Source organism: Phenylobacterium sp. LjRoot97 (genome assembly GCF_964254345.1).
GTDB lineage: Bacteria > Pseudomonadota > Alphaproteobacteria > Caulobacterales > Caulobacteraceae > Phenylobacterium.
The window spans coordinates 675,118-701,004 of record NZ_CAXUTH020000001.1 but is presented as its reverse complement, the minus strand read 5'-3'; the positions used below and the strand labels follow the sequence as shown (position 1 = coordinate 701,004).

Genomic DNA, 25,887 nt, shown 5'->3' with positions numbered 1-25,887 from the left:
CGCGCACGAAAAAAGGGCCGCCCCGAAGGACGGCCCTCAATTCTCCTAAGGTCTGAAGACCTTAGATGAAGTTGGTCTCGCTGATCTGGCCGAGGTTGGCGCCGACCAGAGCGATGGCCGATTCCGCACCACCGCCAGCGGCGGTGCTGACGAACACCACCACGTCGTTGCCGATCTGGGCCGACACCACGTTGATGGCGCCGTTCAGCAGGGCGTCCGCGGTCGCCTTGGCCGACGCGTAGTCAGCCGAGGTGATCTCGGTGTAGGTGCCCGAAGTGACCGCCACGGTCAGGTCGAGCTTGTCGCCCACTTCCCAGCCGTTGATCTGGTCGAGTTCGCCAGCCACCGCGCTCGAGTCGCTCGCACCGAACACGAAGGTGTCGTTGCCAGCGCCACCCGTCAGGGTGTCCTTGCCGGCGCCGCCGGTGATGGTGTCATCACCCGCACCGCCACCGATGACGTCGTTGCCAGCGCCACCGACCAGTTGGTCGTTGCCGTCGCCACCCGAGATCGTGTCGGCCGCAGCGCCACCGGTGATGGTGTCGTTGCCGGCGCCGCCGGTCAGGGTGTTGCTGGCGGTGCCGCCGCCGGCCGCGGTGATGACGTCGTTGCCGTCGCCGCCGTCAACCGTGTTCGCACCGGTGCCGACGTTGATCGTGTCGTCGCCAGCGCCACCAGCGATGGTGTTGTTGCCGTTGCCGACGGTGATGGTGTCGGTGCCGTCGCCGCCATCAACGAAGTTGTTGCCAGCGCCCGCGTCGATGGTGTCGTTGCCAGCGCCGCCGTAGACGGTGTCAGCACCTGCACCCGCGGTGATGTTGTCGTTGCCCAGGTCGCCGTAGACTTGGTTGGCGCCGTCGCCAGCCACGAGGGTGTCGTTGCCTTGACCGCCGTAGATGGTGTCGTTGCCCGTGCCGCCGGTCACGTTGTCATCGCCCATGTTGCCATGGAGCCAATGATTGCCGTCACCCACGGTGATGACGTCGTTGTCCTGGCCACCCGAGATGGTGTTGTTGCCGTCACCGCCCGAAATGGTGTCGTTGCCGGTGTTGCCGTTGATGTTGTCGTTGCCCAGGCCGCCGACGATGCTGTCAGCGCCTTGACCACCGAACAGGGTGTCGTTGCCGTCACCGCCGTCGATATTGTCGGCGTCGTCGCCACCATCGATGCTGTCGTCGCCAGCGCCGCCCGCGAGGGTGTCGGTGCCGGCCAGGCCGAACAGGGTGTCATTGCCCGCGCCGCCGTCGACACTGTCGTTGCCGGCGTCAGCGTAGACCGTATCCGTGCCGGCGCCAGCGACGATGGTGTCGTTGCCTTGGCCGCCATAGATCAGGTCGGCGCCGGAGCCGCCGGTGATGCTGTCGTTGCCCATGTTGCCATGGATGTAGTTCGAACCAGCGGAGTCACCGATGACGTCATCGCCTTGACCGCCGAGCAGGGTGTCGTTGCCCGCGCCGCCGTCCAGGGTGTCGTTGCCCTTATTGCCTTGCAGGTAGTCATTGCCACCGCTGCCGGTCAGGCTGTCGGTGCCGTCGCCACCCCAGATCACGTCGCCGCCGGCGCCGCCGGCGACGGTGTCAGCCGCCGTCGAGGCCGAGTCGCCGAGGAAGAACACCGAACCGTCCGGGAAGACCGGGGTTTCGCCGTAGAACGTGGTGCCGAACACGACGGTGCGGCCGCCGAAGCTCAGCGAGATGGTTTCCGGGGTCGTCGCGGTCGCGGCGTTGATCACCACCGACACGGCCGAAGCGGTCGCGGTCGCGGTGGTGAAGATGAGCTGATCGGTGGCGGAGCTGAACTTCAGGGCGTCCGCCGCCGTAATCGTCTCAAAGAAGTAGTTAGCCATGCTTCTCTCCAGTCTGTGTCACATGGACCCCCGAAACGCCTGGCCACCATTTTCCAATGGAGCGGTCCCAGCGGTCCTTGCCTTCGGTCACAACAAGGTCGTGGCGAAGGTTAAACGAGCCCGAGGAAGACGTATCGGAACCTCGGTTGATGCGCAACACCAAAAACGGGTGCAAACCCCCTTCACGGCTGCGCTTCCTGAACACCAATTGTTAACGGATCAGTCCTCGCGCAGGGCGTCCCGGATGGTGTCCGTCAGCGGGCTCACCACGTAGGACAGGATCGAGCGATTGCCTGTAACAATCATGGTCTCAGCCGGCATGCCGGGGGTCAGCTTGTCGCCCTTGGGCAGCTTCACGAGCTCCTGCGGATCGATCTTGAGGTCGACGCGGAAGTAACCCTCGCCGGTCTTCTCGTCGGCCAGCTGGTCGGCGGAAACCGTCACGACGGTGGCGTCCACCGGCGGCGTCCGACGCGAATTGAAGGCCGAGAGTCGGACGCGGGCCTTCATTCCCGGCTTCACGACATCGACGTCCTGCGGCTTGATTCGTCCGGTGACGATCAGCGGCGCATTGGCCGGAACCACGCTCATCAACCGCTCCCCGGGGGCGACGATGCCGCCGATGGTGAACTGGGTCAGGTCGAGGACGTAACCATCGGCCGGCGAACGCACGGTCGCGGCGTTCAGCATCTGGCGGGCGGCGGCCAGCTTCGGCGTCGCCTCAGCCAGGCCGGTCTGCATCTGGCGCAGACCTTCGGCCGCCTGGGTGATGCGCTGTTCCTTGAGCGTGGTGATCTGCAGGCGAGTCTCGCCGATCTGCTCGCGCAGGCGGGTGATCTCGGCGATCAGCTGGCCCTTGCGGCCGGCCAAGTCGGCCAGCGAGCGCTGATAGCGCAGGATCAGGGTCTTGGGCGCGTAGCCCTTCTCGTAGAGCGTCTGATAGCCGGCCAGCTCCTCGCGGGTCAGGCGGTCCGATTCGCGCACTGCGTCGACCTGCGCCTGGACGCCGCCGATCTGGGTCTCGAGCTGCTGCAGCTTCTGCGCGAGCACCGCGCCCTGGGTCTCGAAGAACTGCAGGCGTGAGGTGAACAGGAACTCCTGGTCGCGGATGATTCCCGCGACTCGCGGATCGTTGGGCGCGCGGGCGGTCAGCTCGGCCGGAATCACCAGCGTCTTCTGATCCGTCGCCTCGGCCTGGAAGCGCGCCAATTGCGCGGTCAGGGTGTCGTACTGATTCTGCAGGACGTCGGTGCTGGCGCGCGGCTGCACCTCGTCGAAGGTCAGCAGCACCTGGTTCTGGCGAACGTGCTGGCCTTCCTTGACGTTGATCGACTTGATCGTGCCGCCCTCGCGGTGGCGGATGGTCTTGCGATTGTCTTCGACCCGCACGACGCCCGGCGCGACGACGGCGCTGTCGACCTTGGCCACCGCCGCGAACAGCGTCAGGCCGACCACGAACACGCCGACCACCGCCGCGCCGGCCATGATCGGGCGGCGCATGCGTTGCGCCAGGACCGGATCGAGCGGAACGAGGTCCTTATCGTCGAACTGCGGGGTGACGTAAGGCTTCGGCGCGTTGAAATCCATTTTCATCGGCCGGCCTCGATCGCACGCGGGGCAGCGGGTTGGACGACCCGCGCCATGACCTGGTCGCGCGGCCCGAACATCTCCATCCGGCCGTCACGCAGCATCAACATCTTGTCGGCCGAGCGGAACACGCTCGGCTTGTGGGAGACGATCACGATCGTCGAGCCGCCGGCCTTCAACGCATCGAGCGCCTTGACCAGCGCCTCTTCGCCTTCGGCGTCGAGGGCGGCGTTCGGCTCGTCGAGCACGATCAGCCGCGGATTGCCGAGCAGCGCCCGGGCCAGACCCACGCGCTGACGCTGGCCGGCCGACAGCACGTGACCGGATTCGCCAAGATCGGTGTCGTAGCCGTTCGGCAGCCGCAGGATCAGCTGGTGGACGCCGGCCACCTGGGCGGCGCGAACCACCTGCTCGTCGTCTACGTCGGCGCGGAAGCGGGCGATGTTGTCGCGAATGCTGCCGGAAAACAGCTCAGTGTCCTGCGGCAGGTAACCCACGTGACGGCCGAAGTCGCCGCGATCCCAGGTGTAGACGTCGGCGCCATCGAGGCGGACGTTGCCGTTGTTCGGCTGCCAGATACCGACCATCAGGCGGGCCAACGACGACTTGCCGGCCCCCGACGGGCCGATGATCCCGAGCATCTCGCCCGGTTCGATCTTGAAGTTGACGCCTTGCAGCACGAAGCGCGTGGCGCCCTGCGGCGCGAAGTTCACGCCCTCGACCGACAGTTGGCCCAGCGGCTTAGGCAGAGTCGTCGCGAGCTTGGTCGGCCGGTAGTCGGCGAACAGCGAGTTGAGCCGCTGATATGAGCGATAGCCGTTGGTCAGGGCGTCCCAGGAGCCGACCAAGCGCTCGATCGGCTGCAGCGCGCGGGCCGCCAGGATCATGTTGGCGAACAGCAGGCCCGAGTGGATCTTGCCCTTGACCACCAGATAGGCGCCGATGGCGATGATCAGCACCTGGATCGCCTGACGCACGAACTTGCTGATGTTGCTGATGATGCTGGCGCGCTCGCTGGCGCTGGCGCTGCGCTCCATGGTGATCGAGCGGAACGTGGCCCAGCGCGAACCCAGCGGCTCGACCATGCCCATCGCTCGCACGACCTCGCCATTGCGCAGGGCCGCGTCCGTGAAGGCGTAGCTGCGCAGGGCCGCTTCGTTGGCTTCCTTCAGCGCCGGACGCGTCGCCCGGTCCTGGAAGAGGGTGATGAGGAACAGCAGCACCGCGCCGCCGATCGTCACCAAGCCGATGATCGGGTCGATGATCAGCAGCACGATCATGAACACCGGCATCCACGGCAGGTCGAACATGGTGCCGAACGCCGGGCCGGTCAGCATCTGGCGGAACCCGTCGAGGTCGCGCAGCGCCTGCGAGCGCGCCGACGGATTGCCGCGGATGACCGTATCGAACAGCGCCGAGAACACGCGGCCCGACACCCGTTGATCCATGATCACGCCGTAGTTGATCAGCACCTTGGCGCGGAAATCATCAATCAAGCCCGAGATCAGGAAGGCCAACATGACCATGAAGGTCAGGACCAGCAGGGTCGGCACGCTGTAACTGGACAGCACGCGGCCATAGATCTGGAAGGTGAAAATCGGCAGGGCCAGGTACAGCAGGTTCGAAACCAAGCTGAAGCCGCCAGCGTAGGCGAGCGGCTTGTACCCTTCCTTGATCGCTCGGGTGAGCGGATTGTCGGGCATATCCGCGAACGGATTGAAAATCTTCATGCGCGCCGCGCCGTTCCGTGGATGGTCGCCGCCGATGGCCGGAGTGACCATGGCCGAAATAGGTGCTCGAAGTCTAAGGCGGATTGCGCCAAAAACGCGCGACACATGATCGGGCCTCTTAAGGATGTCAATGGCGCTCGCGAACGCGAAAATTCGCGCCATGCGTGTCGAAGTTATAATCGCCGTCGCCTGAGGCGCGAGGAGTAAGGATTGCCCAGGGTCGCCGTAATCGGGAGTTGCATTACCCGCGATGTGTGGCCGATCGTGGGCGAAGCGCCGCCGCAGGACCTGCTCTATATTTCACGCACCAGCCTGCCGAGCCTGTTCGCACCGCCGATCCGCGGCGTCGATCTGAGCGATGACCTGCCGCCGGAGCTCGCGGCCTTCCCTCATCGCTCGATGGTCGCCGATCTACACAAGAGCGCGCTTGTCGCGCTGATCGAACATCGCCCGACCCACATCGTCTTCGACTTCATCGACGAACGGCTGGACCTGGTCTGCGTGCAGGACAGCATCGCCACCCACAGCTGGGAGTTGGACGTCAGCGGTTATCTCAACCAACCTGCGTTCGACGGCGCGCGCAGCATTCCACGCACCAGCCCAGCCGCCGATCTGCTCTGGCGTCAGGGGCTCGACCACATGGCGGCGCTGCTCCGACTGACGCCGCTGGCGGACGCGGCCCTGATCCTTCACGAGGCCCAGTGGGCGAGCGAGCATCTCGACGAGGCCGGAGCGCGACGGGCGTTCGGCGACGTCGAGATCTTCACAGGCAAGCCGGCCCGGATCGCCGACTACAACGCCGTGCTGGCGCGCCACCAGGCGGCGTTCGCCGTCGCCCTGCCGCAAGCGGTCCGCATCGCCGCTCCAGCAGCGCTGCATCTGGCCGACAGCCGCCATCGCTGGGGCCTCAGCCCCTTTCACTATGTCGAAGACTACTACCACGACGTCTGGCGGCAGCTTCAGGCGCTCGGCGTCTAAGCTCCGCCCCGACGGGCCCACTGCTCCAGCGGCGTCAGCGCCCGGCCCGCGAACTCGGCGGCCAGATCGAGGAAGCCGGCGTCCGGGCACCCCAGCCAGGGTTCGCTGATCCGCCAGGCGCCGCCTTGCAGGTAGTCGAGGAGCGGGTTGCGGCCGGGCGGCGGCCCGTCCACCCGCTGACCGAGATAGCGCGGGGTGTCGAACCACGGACCGGGGCTGCGGCCCTCGACGCCGCCGACCAGCAGGAAATGAACAAGCGGTTCGACCGACACGACGTCCGGGTACTGATCGCGATACCAGGTCGGGTCGAATAGAGGGTGGGGCTTCAGCCCAGCGGCCGAACCGGCCTCGAGATAGTGAACCAGCGACGCCGCGCCGCCCAACCCCGCCTGGGCGACCTGTTCGGCGTAATAATCGGCGGCGAACAGCGGATGGGGGCAGAGCCCGCGCGCCGCGCCCTCGCGCTCGTAGTGGGTGATCGGGTTCTCGCCGCTGGCGATCAGGTCGGGCGCCTGACGAAGGTAGTATGCAACGTCGAACAAGGGATGGGGATCGCGCCCCTCGCCTGCTCCCACGCGCACGAAGTGCTCGAGCGGCGTCAGCCCGGTCTCGCCAAGCGGCGCAGCGTTCTGCACCCTGTAGAAATCGGTGTCGAACAGCGGATGCGGATCCAGGTCCTCCGCAGCGCCATGCAGCAGATAATGCGGCAGCGGGCTGGTCCGCGTGCCGACGAGATCCGGCCGCGCGCGCAGATACCAGGCCTGATCGAACAGGGCCGGCGGCTGGACTGATGCGTCGCCGCCGCGCCGGGCGTAGGCGGCCATCGCACTCAGCCCGCCCTTCTGACCATCGCGCCACAGGCCCGACCGCGCGATGACCGCAGCCCGCCCGACCGCGCCAAGGCGTTCGATCGCTGAATCGATACGCCGCGCGATCCGATTGTAACGCCGCGGCCGCGCGAACGGCCGGGCGACCGCGCGATACCCGGTGAGGGCCAGTTCGCGGGCTTGAGCTTCTAGCGTCTCACGAGCGAGCAGCGCTTCAGCCAGCGCTGCGCCCAGGCGCGTGCGGCTGAGGCCGCTCTCTGCGGAAACACGCTGGCTGGCGCCTTGCAGCGTGGCGCATCGCCGAGCCAAGGCCTCGACCTTGTCGATCAGCGCGCCGGTCGCCTGAATGTCTTCGAGCGCCGCGGGGCCCCCGTTGTCGGCCGCCATGATGGCCCGGCCCTCCATAATTCTCGGCCTTCGTGTCAGGTGCGCACGCCGGCCTGTCAAGCGGCCGGGCGCGCGGCGAGCCCTTCGGCGCGCAGCCAGGCGAGAAAGCCGCCCTCCTCTGCACCAAAGGGATCGGCGACCAGCGCGCGAAGGTCGGCGCGCTCGCGCCAGATCAGACGATGAGCTTTCTCGATCGGCGTCCCGTCGCTGTAGGCGCCGTAGGCCCAGTAGGGCTCTGGAATGATCGGATCGCGCGCCGCATCGACCTGTTCCTTGTACCAGCGCCAGATCTCGTAGACCGCGTGATTGTCGCCCGCATAGCGCCGCGTCATCGTGTCGCCGGTCGCCCCGAGCTTGGTGAAATGCCAGAAGCGCAACGGCGAGCCGTTGACGGTGATGGCGCCGTCGCGGCCGATCTCGACCGCCCGCTGGCTGATGTTCCAGCTGGCGACGTTGTAGCCGGGGTCGCGCACGACCCCGACTCGGTCGAACAGGGCGGGGACGTGGTCGCACCACTTCTGGTCCACGAACAAGCCGGCCGGAATGTCGTCGTAGCAGAACTCCAGCAGCCGATCGTTCCACCAACTGGCGAAACGCGCGCCCTCGCCCCGCGTACGGATCATCACGAAGCCGAGGTTGAAGATGCCCGTCCGCGAGGCCGATAGGTCGTTGTCGAGGATCGCCTGCCGCTCGGTGTTCGCATCGAGCAGGTGCGGGGTCAGCAGGATGTCGCTGTGTTCCAGTCGCGCCAGCAGCGGATCGAGGGTCTCGAACAGGGCGGTGTCCGGATCGAGGTAGATCACCGCGTCGGCGCCGGAGGCGCAGGCCTGATGCAGGAACGGGCCTTTGACGGCCGTGCAGACCTCCACCACGTCGTGCTTGAAGAGCCACGACTTGAAGTCCGCGATCGCCAGTTCGTGGGCGTAGACGACCTGATCGAACGGCTCCTCGGCGAGCCGCAGGTGGAAGCCGGGCGGCGGCGCGTCGGTGATCAGCGCCACTAGGTTCCAGTCGGGATGAAACTTGCGGAGGCTGGCGAACAGCACCCGCGCCCGATCGAGATAGGCGAACGTGAAGCTGGAAAAGCAGGTGACCTTCATGGCGTCTCCACCAACTCGGCGGTCAACTTACTGAAGGTGAGGTCGAAGGTCTGCACCTCGCGCGCGCCGCGCGCAAACCGCAGGATGTCGCCGCTCTCGAACAGCGCCTCGAGCGCGTGTTCGTCGTCGAGCACCAGCCCATGGCCGCTGTCGCGTACGAAGGCCGCCACATTGCCGCTGTCGGGACCGGTGATCACCGCCGCGCCGGACGCCGCCGCCTCGTATGCGGCGAAGGAAAAGGTCTCCAGGCACAGCGACCAGACCATCGCCGCATCGATGTCGAGATCGAGCAGCGCCTGGCGCATGGCCAACGGCTCGGCCGCGGTGACCGTCACCGGATGGTGCCGCGCCAGCGACCCGGCCACCGGCCGGCTGGCCAAGTGGACGAAGTCGTAGCGAGGATCGTCGGCGAAACGCGCCGCCAGGTGGCGGAAGATCGGCCACCCCTTGTGCACCGACGGCATGCCCGGAAAGGCGAAACGGAAGGGCCGCCCGGCGGTCGGCGTCGCGGCGGGCTCGGACGTCGGCGTCAGCTGCGCGTGCGGCAGCACCCGCTCGTTCATGGCTTCGAGCCGTCCGCCGGCCCGCCAGGCGTCCAGCGCGACCTGGGACGGCGCGGCGATGGTGAGATCGAGACGTTCGAACAGCCGCTGGTGTTCGCGCACATGCGCCGCGCGGGCCTTGCCGTAGACGCAGATGCTGCAGGCCGCGCTGTCTTGGGGCGGCGCGCCGCAGCTCTCGACGTCGTTGCGCAGCAGGTGGACGCCGGCGCAGAGGCTGCCCATGTCGTGCAGCCAGAACCAGCCCCTGTTCAGGCCGGCGGAGCGCACGATGTCGATCACGTCGCGGCTGGAGTGCCCCAGCATGTTGTGGATCGCAAAGCTGCGCGGCCCGGCGGGAATGACCGTGCGCAGCGCCTCGGCGATGGCGGCCGGCGTGAAGGCCCCCACCCGCTCGCCATTCAGCAGCACGCCCATCGGCGTCTCGGTGGCGCCGACGCGGATCGTCGGCCAGCCGTTGGCGGGATGGATGTGCAGGTGGTTGCGCCCCAGCCGGGCGAACTCGGCCGACTCGCGCTGCACGCAGAGCTGCGACCCTCCGACCGAGCGGCTGTAGTCGTCCTGGCTGAAGGTGATGTGCAGGCCCTGGCGCGAGGCGGCCACAAGGGCGTCGATCAGCCGACTGGCGAGCGAGATATCCACCGGACGCGCCCAGCGCCTGGAATCGGCCAGCCGCTCTGAGAACGGCTTCAGGGTCGCGAGCACCTGTTGGCGGAAGCCGTGGTCGGCCTTGGTCGCCCGGTTCTCGTCGCGGCCCTGCACGACGTAGTGGATGAACGGATGGCGGCCGCTGGCGGCGACATCCGGGTTGAGCTCGAGATAATCGGCGATGCAGAAGTCGTAGCTGGGATCGCGGCCCTCGCGCCAGCCGAGGCGCAGGAAGTGGTCAAGTGGATCGCCGCCCGCGGCGCCGACGTCGGGGTTCATGGCCAAGTAGTAGGCGGGGTCGAAGAACTCGGCCGCCGCCTCGTGCTCGGCGGCGGTGATCCGCCCGCCCCCTGCCCCGTCGAGCAGCGCGAAATAGTCGCCAGCGCGCACCGACGGCATGATCTCGCGGCCCTCGCGCCAACCGCTGAGGAGATAGTGCACGAACGGATTGACGCCGGCCTCGGCCACGTCGGGATGCTGCGCAAGGTAGGCGTCGGTCGAGAACCAGGGCGTCGGGTCACGGCTCTCGCGCCAGCCGACCACGCCGTAGTGCCCGGCGGGGTCCACATCCGCATAGGTCAGGTCGGGATGGGCCTGGCGGTAGAAGTCGAAGTCCATCGCCACCACCAGCAGACGATGGGCGCGATCTGGTGAGGCCGCGGCGGCCATGTGCGATCTTTCCGTGCGACGCCAAGCCTGGGTTTGCATCAGTTGCGGCCCCCGATCAACCGCGTCGGCCTTGCAGCGCGGCGCAAGCGGCCATACAGCGGAACGCCAGAGCCTGGCGGTTCCGGTTTGAAATCGCGGCGAGAACGCCGGTTTGGCGATCGGCCCAGGACCGACGACGACGTCCAAGCGAGACAAAGGCGACATGCAGCAGACCTTCCAGCGGACCGCCTATCTGGTCCTCGGCATGCACCGCTCGGGCACCTCGGCGACCGCCCAGCTGCTGGCCCTGGCTGGGGCCGAACTGCCCGACAATGTGATGCCGGGCGACGAGCACAACGCCAAAGGCTACTTCGAGCCCTGGAAGATCTCGGTGTTCAACGACCAGCGCCTGCGCGCGGCTGGCAGCGCCTGGGACGACCCCTTCAACCTGCCCTACGCGCCGCTGGCCCCGGACGCCGAGGCCGACTGGACGGCGCGCGCGGTCGACCTGTTCAAGGCCGAGTTCGGCGAGGCGATCCATCCGCTGCTCAAGGACCCCCGCGTCTCGGTGCTGCTGCCGATGTGGCGCAAGGTTCTGGAACGCGCCGAAGTCGCCGCCCGCGTGATCATTCCCGTGCGCCACCCGCTCGCCGTCGCCGGCTCGCTGGCCCGGCGCGACGCCTTCCCAGTCGAGAAGTCGGTGCTGGTCTGGACGCTCTACATGCTGGCCGCCGAGGCCGGCAGCCGCGACCTGCCGCGAGCGTTCGTCTCCTATGACGGGCTGCTCGCCGACTGGAGGGCCGAAGTGGCGCGGATGGAGCAGGCGCTGGGCGCGCCGCTGCCGCGCCTGACCGAGCACGCCGCGCGCGAGATCGATGGCTTCCTGACCAAGGACCTGCGTCACAACGACGGCATGGGCGCCTTGGCCGACGTGCCGATGGTCGGCGCCATGGCCCAGGAGGTGCTGGACTGGTTCACCGCGGCCGCAGCAGGCGAAGCGCCAGACCGCGCTCCGCTGGAGCGCGCCGCAGCCCATATCGCCCAAATGAAGTCGCAGATGGGCGTATTGGTCACGCCCGTGACCAGCACGCTCGATTCGACCCGCGCCGAACTGCTCTACCAACGCCAGCTCGGCGAGGTGCAGGATCAGCAGATCAAGACGCTCGAGCGCGAACTGGCGGCCCTGCGGCAGGAGCGCGCGAAGATCGAGGCCGTGGTCGACACGGCCCTGGCCGGCCGCTAAGCAGCGCGCCCGAGAAAATCCGACCGTGGCTAACGACACTCAAAAACCCGTCCCCGACAACACGGCCGAAGCTCTGCTCGCCCGACGGCGCGATCTGCACCGCGCCCGGCGCGTGGTCGCCGAGGACCGCTGGAACCGCTTCTGCAAGGCCGCCGCCCGCCGGGTCGGCCTAGCCGACAAGGGCCCGACCGAACAGCGCATCGACCTGATGCTGGCCCGCGCCAAGTGGCCTGGCCGCGCCGCGCTGATCGCCCGCTCGGGCGTCTGGGACTTCAAGCTGAAGGGCGGCCTCGGCCGTGACGGCGGGCCGGCCCGCGACCTGATCGGCTATGTCCGCGCCGGCCCCGACGGCGGGGCCAACCCCAAGGCCCTGTTCGACCAGGCCTGGTATCTGGAAAACAACGACGACCTGCGCGGATCGCGCTGGGCGCCGCTGGCGCACTATTTGGTCGCCGGCGACCAGGAGGGGCGCGCGCCCCACCCGTTGTTCGACCTCAAGGACTATCGCAGCCGCCATGCCGTGAAGGTCGCCGCCACCGGCCTGACCACCCTGCAGCACTACCTGCACAAGGGCGTCACCGAGGGCTACGACCCGCACCCGCTGTTCGACGTCCGCTATTATGTCGGCCAGTCGGAGGAAGTCGCCGACAGCGGCGAGAACCCGTTGGTCCACTATCTGCGCGAGGGCTGGCGCAAGGGCTACGAGCCGCACCCGCTGTTCAGCGGCGTCTGGTACCTGGCGATGAATCCGGACGTGGCCGAAGCGGACGCCGCCCCGCTGCTGCACTACGCCACCAGCGGCGCCAGCGAGGGCCGCAGCCCGCACCCGCTGTTCGATCCGGGCTGGTACATGGACCGCTATCGCGACGCCGCCCCGATGGGCTCCAGCGCGCTGGCGCACTTCCTGTCCTACGGGTTCGAGGAGCGCCGCGACCCGAGCATCCACTTCGACACCGCCTACTATCTCGACCAGCAGGCCGACCTTCCGGCCGGCGCCCACCCCGTCGTGCACTACCTGACCGAAGGCGCCTTCGAGGGCATTTCCCCGGCCGCGGACTTCAACGAGATCGCCTATCTGCTCGAGAACCCGCAGGCGGCGGAACAGCCGGTGTCCTCGCTGGAACACTGGGCGCTCAGCCGTACGCCCAAGCCCGAGCCCGGCGCCACCGTGGCGCGGCCGCAGGGCGAGGCGGGACTGTTCGAACAGCTGCGCGCCGCGGGCCGGGCTCGTGACGCCGGCGCCTATGACAACCAGGCCTATCGCGACCTGAAGGCGGCCCGCAAACGCATCCGCGAGCGCGCGATCGGCGACGTCCGCGCCAAGCCGTTCAACCTCATCAAGGTCGAGGCTCGCGACATCGACAAGGCCGCCGGCGAGCTGAGCTTCGCCGCGCCGAAGGCTCCCCGCGTCTCGATCGTCATCCCGGCCTACAACAACCTGACCTTCACCCTGGAGTGCCTGGCCGCGCTGCAGGCCTGCGGCGAGCTGGACGACGCCGAGGTCATCGTCATCGACGACGCGTCCAGCGACGAGACCGCCAAGGTGCTGGCCAAGGTGCCGGGCCTGAAACTCATCTCGAACCCCGAGAACCTCGGCTTCATCCGCACCTGCAACCGCGCCGCCGGCGAGGCGATCGGCGAGTTCGTGGTGTTCCTGAACAACGACGTGCAGGTACGGCCGGGCTGGCTGTCGGCGCTGCTGGCGCCGTTCGCCGAGGAGACCGACGTCGGCGCCGTCGCCCCGAAGATGCTGTTCCCCGACGGCCGCCTGCAGGAAGCCGGCGCCCGGATCGGCGTCGACGGCGCGGCGGAGATGATCGGCCTATTCGAGGATCCGGAGCTGCCGCGCTGGAACGTGCGGCGCGAGGTGGACTACGCCTCAGGCGCCTGTCTCATGGTCCGGCGCGAGGTGTTCGGCGAGCTCGGCGGCTTCGACCTGACCTTCGCGCCAGCCTACTGCGAGGACGCCGACCTCTGCTTCCGGCTGCGCGAGCGCGGCCTGCGGGTGATCTACGAGCCGACCTCGGCCATCGTCCACCACCTGAGCGTCACCGCCAACTCGATCGACAGCGGCTACAAGCACCGCCTGGCGACGCGCAACCAGCAGAAGTTCGTCGAGCGCTGGGGCGAGCGGCTGGAAGCCCTCAACCGTATCCGCACGATCGCCTTCCACCTGCCGCAGTTCCACACGGTGGCCGAGAACGACCGCTGGTGGGGCCCCGGCTTCACCGAGTGGACCAATGTCAGCCGCGCTCTGCCGAACTATCGCGGCCACTACCAGCCGCACGTGCCGGCCGACCTCGGCTTCTACGACCTGTCCAATCCCGAGGCGATGCGCCGCCAGGCCGAGCTCGCCAGCCGTTACGGGATCGGCGGCTTCTGCCACTACTTCTACTGGTTCACCGGCGGGCGGCGGATCCTGGAGACGCCGCTCGAGCCGCTGCTGGACGGCGGCGCCGACGACTTCCCGTTCTGCCTCTGCTGGGCCAACGAGAACTGGACCCGCACCTGGGACGGCCAGGAGCGCGACGTGCTGCTGGCCCAGACCTACGAGCCCGGCGACGCCGAGGCCTCGATCGCCGAGATGGAGCCGTTCCTGCAGCGGCCCAACTACATCCGGGTGAACGGCAAGCCGCTGGTGCTGATCTATCGTCCCGGCCTGCTGCCGGACGCGAAGATCTGGGCCGACGCATGGCGCGACCACTGCCGCCAGGCGGGGATCGGCGAGATCTACCTGGCCTTCGTCGAGAGCTTCGAGAAGGCCGGCGGCAAGACCGACCCGGCCGACATCGGCTTCGACGCCTCGGTGGAGTTCCCGCCGGCCGGCAACGGCGCGCTGATCCATCCGCCCGGCCCGCTCTACAACACCCGCTTCGAGGGGCGCGTGAACGACTATCGCCAGATGGTCCGCAACTACCTCGGGACCGAACCGCTGGGCCACAAGCGCTTCCGCGGGGTGATGCCCTCGTGGGACAACACTCCGCGCCGCCAGGACGGCGGCTGGAACTACCAGCACGCCACGCCGGGAGCCTTCCAGGCCTGGACCGAGGCCATGTTCGAGGAGACCCGTCGCCAGAACTTCGGCGACGAGCGGATCGTGTTCATCAACGCCTGGAACGAATGGGGCGAAGGCGCGCACCTGGAGCCCGACCAGCGCTTCGGCCACGCCTGGCTCGAAGCCGTCAAGAACGCCGCCGACGCCGACCTGCTGGACAAGTCATGACGCCTGAAGACCTCGTCCTCGTCGGACATCCGTTCTCGGCCATCGGCATGGCCGAGCACGTACGCTCGGCCTTCCGCGCTTTCCGCGCCGCCGGCGCCACACCCGGGGTCATCGACATCTACGGCATGGACCGGAACAAGGATCCGGACTTCGAACGGGAGTTCGCCGGCCACATCGTTCCCAAGCTGAGCCCCAAGGCCAACCTCTTCTGCATCAACGCCGACGAGGTCGAGCAGGCGATGGGGGTGCTGGAGCACCTGGGCTCGGGCCCGGCGTTCGAGAGCGCCTACAACATCATCTATCCGGCCTGGGAGCTGGCCAAATACCCCGAGCCCTGGGCCAAGGTGCTGGACCGCTTCGACGAGGTCTGGGCGCCCTCCGAATTCATCCAGGGCGCAGTCGCCGCCGCGACCACCCGGCCGATCACGCACATGCCGCTGTCGGTCGAGCTGACCATGTCGTCGTTCCTCGGCCGCCGTCACTTCGGCATCCCCGAGAACGCCTTCGTCTGCCTGTTCTTCTTCGACTTCTCATCCTACGCCGAACGCAAGAACCCGTTCGCGATGCTGGAGGCGTTCGAGAAGCTCGTCGCCCAGCGCCCGCACGCGCCGCTGCATGCAGTGGTCAAGTACAAGGGCGGCGACGACGGCAACCCGGCCCGTAAGGAACTGGAGCGCCGGATCAAGGCCATGGGCGGCCAGATCCAGGCGATCACCCGCCAGCTCAGCGACAACGAGATCAAGAACCTCGTCCGCTGTTGCGACGCCTTCGTCTCGCTGCACCGCTCCGAGGGCTTCGGCCGCGGGCCGGCCGAGGCGATGGTCATGGGCCGCGCGGCCGTGGCCACCAACTACTCGGGCAATCTCGACTTCATGACCCCGGACACCAGCCTGCTGGTCGACTGCCAGCTGATCCCGGTCGCCGAGGGCGCGTACCTGTTCGGCGAGGGCCAGGTCTGGGCCGACCCGTCGGTCGAGCACGCGGTCGAGCTCATCGGCGGCCTGGTCGACGATCCGGCCTGGACGCGGGCCCTGGGCGAGCGCGCGCGCCGTCACATCCGCACGAACTTCAGCGCCCGGGCGATCGGCCTGCGCTACGTGGCGCGGATGGAGGAGCTGGCCGCCGCTCAGGCGGCCTGAGACGCCTTAGCGCTGCGCGATGGTGGTCGGCCCGACCGGGGCCTGGGCCAGAGCGGTCACGCCCGGATTCTCGGTGACGGCGATCTGATGGACGACAAAGCCGCCGCCGGCCTGATCGTCGGTGTCGACGCGGATCTGGTCGATCAGCGAATTGGTCCAGTCGTCGCCGCCCTTCTTCAGGTTGGCCATGTCGTAGACCAGCACCACGGTCTCGTTGACCGCCGGATCGGCGCCGTCGCGCGGCTTGGCGTGATATTCGCCCGCCTCGCCGTGCGCGGGGGTCGAATAGAAGATCGAACCATCCCACTCGGCGCCGGCCCGCGTCCGCGTCAGACGCACCAGCACCAGCGAATAGCGGCTGCCGTCCAGGCCCAGCCCCTTGGGCGAGCGCAGCATCGAGTCGGTCCCGCCGTTGCGCAGGTCCATGCCGGTCGGACTGGCGGGCAGCACTTCGCCGCCGCCGGCGACGAAGCCTTCGGTCGAACCATCGAAGGTCCAGAGGCGTCCGGCCTTCAGCGGCGCGCCGTTGATCTCGAATCGTTGCGCGTCGTCGTTCCAGGCCACGACCTGGGAACGCTGGTTCAGCGCGATCTTCGCCGGTTCGGGGGCCGTGGCGGCGCGCGCCCACGGCGCGGGCTGGTCACAGGCCGAAAGGGTGAGAGCGATGGCCGCCGCACCCGCAATGTTCAGGATGGATTTCATACGAGACTTCCGAGCGCCCCCGGGGGGAGGATTGGGCGGCCCACAGCCCAGATAGATAGCCGTCCCGGCTCTCGCCAGGGTCGCAGCGAAGATATTGCAGCGAGTCGCCGGGCGGATCTGTGGCGCCGATGGTGGTTGCCAAGCCGGCCTGCGGCGACTACCCCGCCAGTCATCGCAGTCAGTCAGGTCGGGATCAGATCGCTCCTCATGCGTCATGAACTGGTGCGCGCCCGCGCCCCCCTTCGTCTCGGCTTCGGCGGCGGCAGCACGGACGTCTCGCCCTATTGCGACGAACACGGCGGGGTGGTGCTGAACGCGGCTATCGACCTGTTCGCCCATGTCACCGTCCAGGCCCGCGACGACGACCAGGTCCGGCTGGTCGCCGCCGACCGTGACCAGACCTGGCAGGCAAGCGCGATCGCGCCGCTGCCGACCGACGAGCCGCTGCGCCTGCTGAAGGGCGTCTACAACCGGTTCATGGCCGATCATGCCGGCGGCCGCGCCCTGCCGCTCACCCTGGTCTCCTACGCCGACTGCCCGCCCGGATCGGGGCTGGGCTCTTCGTCCGCACTCGTGGTGGCGATGGTGGAGGCCATGCGCAGATTCATGGGACTGTCGATGGACGCCCATGCGGTCGCGACGCTGGCCTTCGACATCGAGCGGCGCGAACTCGGCCTCGCCGGCGGGGCGCAGGATCAGTACGCGGCGGCCTATGGCGGCCTCAACCTCATGCGCTTCTTCGACGCCGCCCGCGTCGAGGTCGAGAGCGTCGCGGTGCCGGACAAGGTGATGAAGGAGCTGGAGGCGAGTCTCGTGCTCTATTTCACCGGCGTCAGCCGCGAATCCGCCGCGATCATCGAGGAGCAGACCGCCAACATGCGCAGTCACGCCCCCAAGTCGATCGAGAGCCTGCACGCCATCAAGGCCAGCGCCTTCGAGATGCGCGACGCCCTGGTGGCCGGCGACCTGCCGCGCTTCGGGGCCCTGCTCGATTCCGGCTGGAGCCTGAAGAAGCAGACCGCCCACAACATGTCCTCGCCGATGATCGATTCCGTCTACGAGGCGGCCAAGAGCTTCGGCGTGTTCGGCGGCAAGGTATCTGGCGCCGGCGGCGGCGGGTTCATGATGTTCCTCGTCGACCCGACGCGGCGAGAGGGGCTCAAGCGCCTGCTCGGCGGCTTCGGCGGCGTGGCCCAAGCGGCGCGCTTCACCTCGACCGGGGCCGAGTCCTGGGACGTACGATAGGATCAAGACCTTGAAAGAACTTTCGAAATCCATCGTCCGCCGGATGGCCGACCCGAACTTCACCCGGCGCTGGTTCATCGGCGAAGGGCTGGACATCGGCGGCAAGCCCGATCCGCTGTCGCTCTACGTGCCGTTCTTCCCGGGCCTGAAATCCGTGCGGGTCTGGGACTGGGAGGACGGCGACGCCCAGTATCTCGAGGGCCTGGCGCCCGAGAGCCTCGACTTCGTCCATTCCAGTCACTGCCTGGAACACCTGGTCGACCCGCGCCAGGGCCTGAAGGCCTGGTTCGGCGCCATCAAGCCAGGCGGCTTCCTGGTCGTGACCGTGCCGGACGAGGACCTCTACGAGCAGGGCCTGTTCCCCTCGACGCACAATCGCGACCACAAGTGGACCTTCACCATGCTGAAGGCGAAGTCCTGGTCGGACCGCTCGATCAACGTGCTGGAGCTCCTCTCCGACCTCGGCCCGGCCGCCGACGTCGAGAAGGTGGCGCTGCTGAACTCGACCTTCCGCTACGACCTGCCGCGCTACGACCAGACCCTGACGCCGATCGGCGAATGCGGGATCGAGTTCGTGGTCCGCAAGCGTTCGGCCGCGGAACTGGAGGCAGGGGGGCTGGTCCGCGAGACCGCCCAGCCATCGCCGGCCGACCGCCGCCACTTCAACCAATACCGGGCCGATCACGCCCACATGAAGACCAGCGCTCCGCCGTTCGAGGACGAAAGCGAGCTGTAACCGCTCGCAACCTGCGCCGGAGCGGATTTTCCTTTGGATTCCGCGCCCGGCGCCATGCTTGCGCCGCAAAATGCGACCTGTTACCCACCGGCGAGCGCCACAGACGGCGGGTGCGTCGGCGCGCCCTTGGTCGGGAGACTGAATGCAATCCGCACAACACATGGTTCGCACCGGACGGCGCGGGGCCATGCACGAGCTCAGCATGGCGTTCGCCGACCTGCGCGCCTCGCTCGACCGCATCGGCCTGGCCTGGTCGCTGGCCAAGCACGACGTCGTCTCGCGCTACCGCGGATCGATCCTCGGCCCGTTCTGGATCACCCTGTCCATGGGCCTGATGGTGGCCGGGATCGGGTTCCTCTACGCGAACCTGTTCAAGGTCCCGGTCAACGAGTTCATCCCCTATGTCGCGCTCGGCATCGTCGTCTGGGGCCTGATCGCCAACGTCATCCTCGAGGGCTGCCAGACCTTCGTGCAGGCCGCCGGCATCCTCAGCCAGAGCTCGCTACCGATGTTCACCTTCGTGTGGCGGACGGTCATGCGCAACGTGATCAACCTGGCGCACCACCTGATCATCATCGTCGGCGTGCTGGTCTACTACGACCACTGGCGTCAGACAGACGTGCTGATGGGCGCGGTCGGCGTGCTGCTGCTGCTGGTCAACATCTCCTGGATCAGCCTGGCGGCCGGCATCGCCTCGGCCCGCTTCCGCGACATCCCGCAGATCGTCGGCTCGGTCGTGCAGTTCGCGATGTTCATGACCCCGGTGTTCTGGCTGCCCGGCGGGCGCCTGCTCGACCACGCCGTGCTGATCCTCAACCCGTTCTATCACCTGCTCGAGGTCGTCCGCGCGCCGTTGCTCGGCAACGTCGTGGACCCGCGCACCTACATCTTCATGGTGGTTCTGGCGGTCGTCGGATGGACCGGCGCCTTCGCCACCTTCGCCCTCACCCGTCGACGGATCGTGCACTACCTATGAAGGGCCCCGAGGTCTCCATCCGGGTCACCGACCTGACCCTGCGCTTCCCCGTCTACGGGGTCGACGCCAAGTCGCTGAAGAAGCATCTGGCCCGCATCACCGTCGGCGGCAAACTTGGCCGCACCGGCATGGGCGCGACCGAGGTGACCGCCCTGTCGGGCGTCAATCTCGAGCTGCGCTCCGGCGACCGTCTCGGTCTGATCGGCCACAACGGTTCGGGCAAGACCACCCTGCTGCGCGCCCTGGCCGGCGCCTACGAGCCTGACGAGGGCACCATCGACGTGCACGGCCAGATCGCCGCCATGCTCGACCTGAACCTCGGCATCGACCCGTCGGCCACGGGACTCGACAACATCCGTCTGCGCGGCCGCATCGCCGGTCTCTCCGCCAAGGAGATCGAGGACCGGATGCAGGAGATCGGCGAGTTCACCGGCCTCGGCCCGTTCCTGGCCATGCCGCTGAAGACCTATTCGGCCGGCATGCAGGCGCGGTTGGCCTTCGCGGTCGCCACCGCCGTCCACGCCGACGTCATCCTGATGGACGAGTGGATCGCGGTCGGCGACGCCGACTTCCAGAAGATCGCCCACAAGCGGATCCTGGAGCTGATGGAGCGCGCCGGCATCCTGGTGCTGGCCTCGCACGACCTCGAACTGATCCGCCTCTACTGCAACAAGGTGATGCGCATCGAGAGCGGGGTCGCCTCCAAGATCATGGACGTCAAGAAGCTGGACGAACTGCTGGCCGCCGCCTGACGCCCCGGGGAGCGACCTTGGACTTCATCTTCACCATCGTCTCGCGCAACTACGCCGCCCAGGCCGCCAGCCTGATGGAAAGCCTGGAGCGCGCCGAGCCCGGCATTCGCCGCGTCGTCGTCACAACCGACGGCCCGATCGCCTTCAAGGACCCGGGCATCCGCACCCTCGACGCCGCGACCGTGGTCCCCGAGTTCGCGGCCATGTGCGCCTATTACGACGCGCTGGAGCTCAACACCGCGGTCAAGCCGCTGTGCTTCAAGGCGCTGCTGTCGGAAGAGGGCGTGACCTCAGGCGCCTATTTCGACCCCGACATCTGGGTCTATCGCCCGCTCGACGCAGTGCGCGAGGGCCTGGCCAAGGCTCCCCTGGCCCTGACCCCGCACACCACCCGCCCGCTGCGCGGCGAGGCCAGTCCCAACGACCACGTCATCCTGCAGTCAGGCTCCTACAACCTCGGCTTTGCAGCCATGCGGGCCGAGCCGGAGATTTTCGATCTGCTCGACTGGTGGGCCGAGAAGCTGCGCTTCGACTGCCGCGTCGATTTCGCCGCCGGCCTGTTCACCGACCAGAAGTGGATGGACCTGGCGCCGGGGCTGGTCAGCGACCTGGCCATCCTGCGCACCCCGACCCTGAACCTCGCCTACTGGAACCTTGAGGGGCGCCATGTCGCCCGCGCGGAGGACGGCTGGACGGTCGACGGCCAGCCGCTGGCCTTCTTCCACTTCTCCGGTTTCGACCCGACCCGGCCGGACCTGCTCTCCAAGCACCAGGACCGCATCAAGGTCACGCCGCGCTCGGACTTCGCCGCCCTGCTCGCCGACTACGCCCAGGCGCTGCTGCGCAACGGCCATGTCGAGGCCTCGGCCATTCCCTACGCCCACCGCGCCTTCCCGTCGGGCGAACTGGTCCCGCGCGAGACCCGCCGCCGGATGCTGGCCGCAGCCCGCGCCGGCGAGGACTTCGGCGGCGGCCTGACCTCGGCCGCCGAGGCCTGGGCCGCCGTGCGCCCCGGCGAGGTGATCCGCGAGCCGCTCGGCGGTCTCCTCGACGGCCCCTGGCTGACCGGCTCGTCCGAGCTGACCAGCTGGCTGACCAGCGCCTCGCAGGCGCCGGCGGTCGGCGCCCTGACCCATGCGCGGCGCGACCTGCGCGACCGCTTCGCCGCCGACGAGGCCGGGCTGAAGGCCTGGCTGCTGGGCCCTGAATCGATCGACGGTCGGTTCTCGGCCCGGCTGGCGCCCCCCGAGGCGTTCGCCGAGCCGGAGCTGGCCCTGCGCGCCGCCCGCCAAGTGGCCGGCGACCTCTCGGAAGCCAAGCTCCGCTTCGCCGCCTATGGCCTCGCCCATCGCGCCGCCTGGCCGCAATGGGTCGGCACGGCGCTGCGCTCGGGCTTCAACGCCCCGGTGCGCGAGCTGGCCCGCGGCATGCCGTTCCCGCGCCTGTTTCTGTCGATCTGGGAGAGCCGCGGCGACCTGCAGCGACTGTTCCCGCTGACCAGCTTCAAGGGCCGTTTCGGCTTCCTACGCTGGCTGATCGGCGGCGGCCTCGCCGAATACGGCGTCGACGTCGCCGCCCTGCCGCCGATCGTGGACAGCCATCCGGTCTTCGAGCTCGCCCGCCTGTCGGTGCGCCGCGAGCCGGTCGAGGCCGGCCGCGCCCCGGCCGCCGGGGCCATCAACACCCTGCTGGCGGTCGAGCGATGGACGCCCGACGCCGCCGGCGGCGAGGCGCTGGTGTTCGACGCTGGCGCCGGCCGCTTCCGCACGCCGCAGGGCGCGCCGGCCGATCCGCCCGCCCGGGTCGGCAAGCTCGTATTCCGCACCGCGCCGGGGCTGATCGCCGCCGACGCCGTGGCCCTGCTGGCGCAGGGTGTCGCCTGGGAGTCCGCCAGCGCATGAGTCTGCTGTCCACGGCCCGCGGCGCCTGGCGCGCGCTGACGCCTGAGCCTGTCCGCCGCTTGGCCCAGCCGGTCCTTGGGCCCGCGCTGGAGGCCTATGTTCGCCATCAGGCCCGCGCCCCGCACGAGGCCCAGACGAGCGCCGGGCCGATCCGCGTGGTCGGCGACTTCGGCGGCTCCTATGGCATCGCCGCCTCGGCCAAGCTGGCCGTCCGCGCCTTCCAGGCCCTGGGCGCCCCGGTCGAGCAGGTCGACATCGCCGGCGCCAAGCTCGACTGGATCGGCGCTTCGGAGGCGGCCCGCACGCCCGGTCCCTGGATCTTCCACGTCAACGCCCCCGAGCTGCTGGCCGCCCTGGCCTTCCTCGGCCCCAAGAACGTCCGCGGCCCGCGCTACGGCTACTGGGCCTGGGAGCTGCCCCGCGCGCCGAAGACCTGGCTGAAGGACGCCGCCTTCCTGGAGGAGGTCTGGGTTCCCAGCGCCTTCACCGGCGCGGCCCTGACCGGCGCCAAGGCTCCGGTGCGGGTGGTGCCCCATCCGCTGTTCATCGAGGACTATCGCGACGTCGCCCCCGCGCCGCGTGACGAACGGTTCACCGCCGTCACCCTGTTCGACTTCAAGTCCTCGGCGGCGCGCAAGAACCCCGAGGCGATGATCGCCGCCTTCGCGCGCGCCTTCCCCGACGACCCGACCGCCCGGCTGGTGATCAAGACCCAGAACGGCGCAGCCTTCCCCGATTTCCTGGCGCGGCTGCGCGGCCAGGCCCCGGCCAATGTCGAAGTGCTCGACGTGGTCTGGCCCTACGACCAGGTGAAGAGCCTGATCGCCTCGGCCGACGTGCTGATCTCGCTGCACAGGGCCGAGGGCTTCGGCCTGACCATGGCCGAGGCCATGGCGCTCGGCACGCCGGTGATCGGCACCGGCTGGTCAGGCAATGTCGACTTCATGGACGAGACCTGCGCCCTGGTGATCCCCTCGCAGCCGATCGCCGTCGACGACCCTCAGGGCATCTATCGCGGTCAGACCTGGGCCGACCCGGACGTCGAGGCCGCCGCCCAGGCGCTGCGCCGGCTGCGAGCCGACCGCGATCTGGCCGCGCGGCTGTCGGCGGCCGGCAAGCGCCGTGTCGCCGAGCAACTCTCGCCTCAGGCCTGGTTCGCGACCCTGCCGGACGGCGTGCAGCGCGCCGCCCTCGCCGCGGCGGGCGCCGCGCGCCGGACTCAGTCCTCGCGATAGGGCTTGGCGTAGGTGGTCAGCACGAACACCGCCGCCATCGTCACCACCGCCGCCGGCGCCAGCGCGCTCAGCACCTCTCCCGGGCCGTAGCCGACCGCGCGCAACTGCCCGGCGATCAGCGGCCCGACGATCGAGCCCAGCCGCCCGGCCGCCACCGAGGCTCCGGCGCCCGCGGCGCGGAACTGCGGCGGGTAGTAGACCGGCGCCAGGGCGTAGAGCACGTAGAGCCCGCCGATGACCGTGAAGCCGGCGGCGCCCGACGCCGCCAGGATCAGCGGCAGACTGGTCGCCGCGGCCAGGGCGTAGAGCGCGCCGGCCAGACCGGCGAACACCGCGATGAGCAGCCAGCGATAGCCGACCTTGTCCGCAGCCCAGCCGAGCGCCAGCGAGCCGACCACCGCCATGATGTTCAGGGCGAACGCCGCCGATGCGCCCTCGGCCGGCGAGAAGCCCTTGGCCACCACCAGCAACGGCAGCCAGTTCAGCAGCAGGTAGGTGACCAGCAGGTCGAGCGCGAACACCGTCCAGATCAGGATCGTGGCCAATCCCCGACCGTCCCCGAACAGCCCGGTCAGCATCTGCGGCGGCGCGCCGTCCTCGCCGCGCGCCGGGCGCGTCTCCGGCAGCAGGAAGTAGACCACAGGCACCAGCAACAGCGGCAGGGCGCCGCCGATCATGAACAGCATGCGCCAGTCGACCCCGCCGGCCTCGCCGACCTGGGCGGCCAGGGCCACGAGCGCCCCGCCGACGGGCAGGCCGCAGAACATGCTGGTGGTGGTCAGGGCGCGCCGATGCGGCGGACTGATCTCGGTGGCGATGGCGATCAGGTTGGGCATCGCCCCGCCGAAGCCGAGGCCGGTGGCCAGGCGCGCCAGGGTCAGAAGCTCGAAATTGGGCGACAGGGCGGTGGCCAGCGAGAACAGCCCGAAGAGCGCCACCGAGCCCAGCAGCACCGGCCGGCGGCCATAACGGTCGGCGGCCCAGCCGCCGAACAGCGCCCCGATCACCAGACCGATCATCGCCGCGCTGCCCGCCCAGCCGAGCTGAGAGGGCCCAAGGCCCAGGTCGGGCGCCATGTGCGGCGCAGCGACGCCGAACGCCTGGATGTCATAGCCTTCGAGGGCGGCGATGCCGAAGCAGATGGCGATGATCAGGCCCGGACTCGCCGTGCGCTCACTCGAACCTGTCATGCCATATTCTCCCCGGCGCACTGGATCTGGTCGAACAGGTCGCTCGCCTTCACTATACAATTCGTGTTCGCACGCGTTCAGTAAACAGGAAGCGCTTGGATATCCCCGTCAACGCCCCCGATTGCCTGCCGGTCATGATCATTGTCGCCGGCCAGTCGAACGCGCTTGGCTACACCTTGGGCGCCGCCGACCTGCCGCCGCATCTCGCCGCGCCGGGCCCGGCCAGGATCTGGAGCCCGCAAGCGCGCGCCTTCGTTCCGCTGCAACCAGCGGCCAACACCGGCGCCCCCAACAATCCGCAGACCTGGGGACCTGAGGCGCAGTTCGCCTATCGCTGGCGTCAGGACCACGCCTGCGCGCCGCTCTACGTCGTCAAGTACGCGCGCGGCGAGACCGGCCTGGCGCCCGATCCGGCCGCGCGCGACTGGTCGCCGTCCTCGCACGGCGACCTCTGGGACGCCGCCAGCGCCGAGATCGACGCCGCCAAGGCCGTCCTGGCGGCGCATGGCCTGGCCCCGCGCGTGCGGGCGGTGCTGTGGATGCAGGGCGAAACCGATGCGCAGAGCCCAGCCAAGTCGCGCGCCTACGCCGCCAACCTGGCGGCCTTCGTGGCTCAGGTGCGGGCCCGCTGGGGGGACGCCGACACCATCGTGCAGATCGGCCAGATCGACCGGCCCGGTCCGGCCGGCTGGGACGCCGTGCGTCAGGCCCAGGCGCAGGTGGCCGGCGGCGACGCGAAGACCACGCTCACCGACACCGATCCGTTCGAGCGCCAGCCCGCCGACGGCGTCCACCTGACCGCCTCTGGCCAGGTCCGCCTCGGCGACGGGTTCTATGAGAGGCTGACGGCCGCGCGGCCCTAGCCGTCGAGGCGGTCCGGCGTGAAGCTGATCACGCCCTGGCGCTCCAGCTCCGTCAGGATCTGGTCGATCTGGCTGCGCAGCTCCAACATGCAGTTGGGGGTCAGGATCAGGTAGCCAGACTTGACCTTGTGCTCCTCGCCCGCCGCGTCGGCGACGTTGGCGGCGAAGGCCAGCCGCGCGACCCCGGACTGGAAGCCGAGTCCGGCCATGGCGTCGCCGAAGATCATCGGCAGGTCGAACTCAGGCAATCCGGGCGGGCTGGGCATGCGGCCTGATCGCATGATTCCGGGGTCTGCGGCCAAGACGCACACGACGGCTTGAATTTGCGCAAAACTACACAACGTCTATTCTTCGTTTATTCGCGGAGGATC

The 25,887-nt window shown here is 68.9% G+C and carries 20 protein-coding genes; 11 read left to right on the top strand and 9 right to left on the bottom strand.

Annotated elements, in window-relative coordinates; genetic code table 11:
- Positions 1-61: 61 nt before the first annotated feature.
- The 3 genes from ACSQ2H_RS03380 to ACSQ2H_RS03370 form a co-directional block, all read right to left on the bottom strand.
- Positions 62-1,846, bottom strand: coding sequence for a calcium-binding protein (locus tag ACSQ2H_RS03380; protein WP_436060044.1), 1,785 nt, complete (start codon positions 1,844-1,846; stop codon positions 62-64).
- Positions 1,847-2,065: 219 nt separating this feature from the next.
- The gene (locus ACSQ2H_RS03375) at positions 2,066-3,439 is read right to left on the bottom strand and encodes an HlyD family type I secretion periplasmic adaptor subunit (protein ID WP_436060043.1); all 1,374 of its coding nucleotides are present in this window, start codon (positions 3,437-3,439) and stop codon (positions 2,066-2,068) included.
- Positions 3,436-5,214 carry a type I secretion system permease/ATPase gene (locus tag ACSQ2H_RS03370; RefSeq protein WP_436060042.1) on the bottom strand — a complete coding sequence of 593 codons (1,779 nt, stop codon included), beginning with the start codon at positions 5,212-5,214 and terminating at the stop codon, positions 3,436-3,438. Before ACSQ2H_RS03370 ends, ACSQ2H_RS03375 begins: the two co-directional genes overlap by 4 nt.
- Before the next feature lie 159 nt (positions 5,215-5,373).
- Between ACSQ2H_RS03370 and ACSQ2H_RS03365 the strand changes: the two genes are divergently transcribed.
- The gene (locus tag ACSQ2H_RS03365; protein ID WP_436060041.1) at positions 5,374-6,141 is read left to right on the top strand and encodes a DUF6270 domain-containing protein; all 768 of its coding nucleotides are present in this window, start codon (positions 5,374-5,376) and stop codon (positions 6,139-6,141) included.
- On the opposite strand, the gene ACSQ2H_RS03360 is transcribed toward ACSQ2H_RS03365, so the two are convergent.
- The 3 genes from ACSQ2H_RS03360 to ACSQ2H_RS03350 are packed head-to-tail and all read right to left on the bottom strand — an operon-like array spanning position 6,138 to position 10,332.
- A complete protein-coding gene (locus tag ACSQ2H_RS03360; RefSeq protein ID WP_436060040.1) occupies positions 6,138-7,355 on the bottom strand; it encodes a hypothetical protein in 1,218 nt (405 codons plus the stop codon). The genes ACSQ2H_RS03365 and ACSQ2H_RS03360 overlap by 4 nt on opposite strands.
- Positions 7,356-7,411: 56 nt before the next feature.
- Entirely contained in the window at positions 7,412-8,455 is a 1,044-nt protein-coding gene (locus ACSQ2H_RS03355) for a hypothetical protein (RefSeq protein WP_436060039.1), read from the bottom strand.
- Positions 8,452-10,332: a hypothetical protein gene (locus ACSQ2H_RS03350; protein ID WP_436060038.1), complete on the bottom strand. Its 1,881-nt coding sequence runs from the start codon at positions 10,330-10,332 to the stop codon at positions 8,452-8,454. The genes ACSQ2H_RS03355 and ACSQ2H_RS03350 overlap by 4 nt, the downstream gene beginning before the upstream one ends.
- A 202-nt stretch (positions 10,333-10,534) precedes the next feature.
- Here ACSQ2H_RS03350 and ACSQ2H_RS03345 point away from each other — a divergent pair, with 202 nt between their 5' ends.
- From ACSQ2H_RS03345 to ACSQ2H_RS03335, 3 genes are read left to right on the top strand one after another with little or no spacing between them, the layout of a single operon-like run.
- On the top strand, positions 10,535-11,554 hold the full coding sequence (locus tag ACSQ2H_RS03345) for a sulfotransferase family protein (protein ID WP_436060037.1): 1,020 nt from the start codon (positions 10,535-10,537) through the stop codon (positions 11,552-11,554).
- 25 nt (positions 11,555-11,579) lie between these two features.
- Complete coding sequence (locus ACSQ2H_RS03340; RefSeq protein WP_436060036.1) at positions 11,580-14,777, top strand: glycoside hydrolase family 99-like domain-containing protein; 3,198 nt, start codon at positions 11,580-11,582, stop codon at positions 14,775-14,777.
- Complete coding sequence (locus ACSQ2H_RS03335; RefSeq protein WP_436060035.1) at positions 14,774-15,916, top strand: glycosyltransferase family 4 protein; 1,143 nt, start codon at positions 14,774-14,776, stop codon at positions 15,914-15,916. Before ACSQ2H_RS03340 ends, ACSQ2H_RS03335 begins: the two co-directional genes overlap by 4 nt.
- A gap of 6 nt (positions 15,917-15,922) precedes the next feature.
- Here ACSQ2H_RS03335 and ACSQ2H_RS03330 read toward each other — a convergent pair whose 3' ends face one another.
- Positions 15,923-16,618 (bottom strand): hypothetical protein, encoded by a 696-nt coding sequence (locus ACSQ2H_RS03330; protein WP_436060034.1) that lies wholly within the window; start codon positions 16,616-16,618, stop codon positions 15,923-15,925.
- A gap of 207 nt (positions 16,619-16,825) precedes the next feature.
- Here ACSQ2H_RS03330 and ACSQ2H_RS03325 point away from each other — a divergent pair, with 207 nt between their 5' ends.
- From ACSQ2H_RS03325 to ACSQ2H_RS03300, 6 genes are all read left to right on the top strand, one after another.
- Positions 16,826-17,863 (top strand): GHMP family kinase ATP-binding protein, encoded by a 1,038-nt coding sequence (locus ACSQ2H_RS03325; protein ID WP_436060033.1) that lies wholly within the window; start codon positions 16,826-16,828, stop codon positions 17,861-17,863.
- Positions 17,864-17,873: 10 nt separating this feature from the next.
- On the top strand, positions 17,874-18,599 hold the full coding sequence (locus tag ACSQ2H_RS03320; RefSeq protein WP_436060032.1) for a class I SAM-dependent methyltransferase: 726 nt from the start codon (positions 17,874-17,876) through the stop codon (positions 18,597-18,599).
- A gap of 142 nt (positions 18,600-18,741) precedes the next feature.
- Entirely contained in the window at positions 18,742-19,575 is an 834-nt protein-coding gene (locus ACSQ2H_RS03315; protein ID WP_436060031.1) for an ABC transporter permease, read from the top strand.
- A complete protein-coding gene (locus ACSQ2H_RS03310; RefSeq protein WP_436060030.1) occupies positions 19,572-20,327 on the top strand; it encodes an ABC transporter ATP-binding protein in 756 nt (251 codons plus the stop codon). The genes ACSQ2H_RS03315 and ACSQ2H_RS03310 overlap by 4 nt, the downstream gene beginning before the upstream one ends.
- A gap of 17 nt (positions 20,328-20,344) precedes the next feature.
- Positions 20,345-22,228, top strand: a complete 1,884-nt coding sequence (locus ACSQ2H_RS03305) for a hypothetical protein (RefSeq protein WP_436060029.1) — start codon at positions 20,345-20,347, stop codon at positions 22,226-22,228.
- Positions 22,225-23,463, top strand: coding sequence for a glycosyltransferase family 4 protein (locus ACSQ2H_RS03300; protein ID WP_436060028.1), 1,239 nt, complete (start codon positions 22,225-22,227; stop codon positions 23,461-23,463). Before ACSQ2H_RS03305 ends, ACSQ2H_RS03300 begins: the two co-directional genes overlap by 4 nt.
- Here ACSQ2H_RS03300 and ACSQ2H_RS03295 read toward each other — a convergent pair.
- Complete coding sequence (locus ACSQ2H_RS03295) at positions 23,448-24,653, bottom strand: MFS transporter (protein WP_436060027.1); 1,206 nt, start codon at positions 24,651-24,653, stop codon at positions 23,448-23,450. The two genes, ACSQ2H_RS03300 and ACSQ2H_RS03295, sit on opposite strands and share 16 nt — an antisense overlap.
- A gap of 95 nt (positions 24,654-24,748) precedes the next feature.
- Between ACSQ2H_RS03295 and ACSQ2H_RS03290 the strand changes: the two genes are divergently transcribed.
- Positions 24,749-25,516: a sialate O-acetylesterase gene (locus tag ACSQ2H_RS03290; RefSeq protein WP_436060026.1), complete on the top strand. Its 768-nt coding sequence runs from the start codon at positions 24,749-24,751 to the stop codon at positions 25,514-25,516.
- On the opposite strand, the gene ACSQ2H_RS03285 is transcribed toward ACSQ2H_RS03290, so the two are convergent.
- Positions 25,513-25,782 carry a hypothetical protein gene (locus ACSQ2H_RS03285; RefSeq protein WP_436060025.1) on the bottom strand — a complete coding sequence of 90 codons (270 nt, stop codon included), beginning with the start codon at positions 25,780-25,782 and terminating at the stop codon, positions 25,513-25,515. The two genes, ACSQ2H_RS03290 and ACSQ2H_RS03285, sit on opposite strands and share 4 nt — an antisense overlap.
- Positions 25,783-25,887 lie beyond the last annotated feature (105 nt).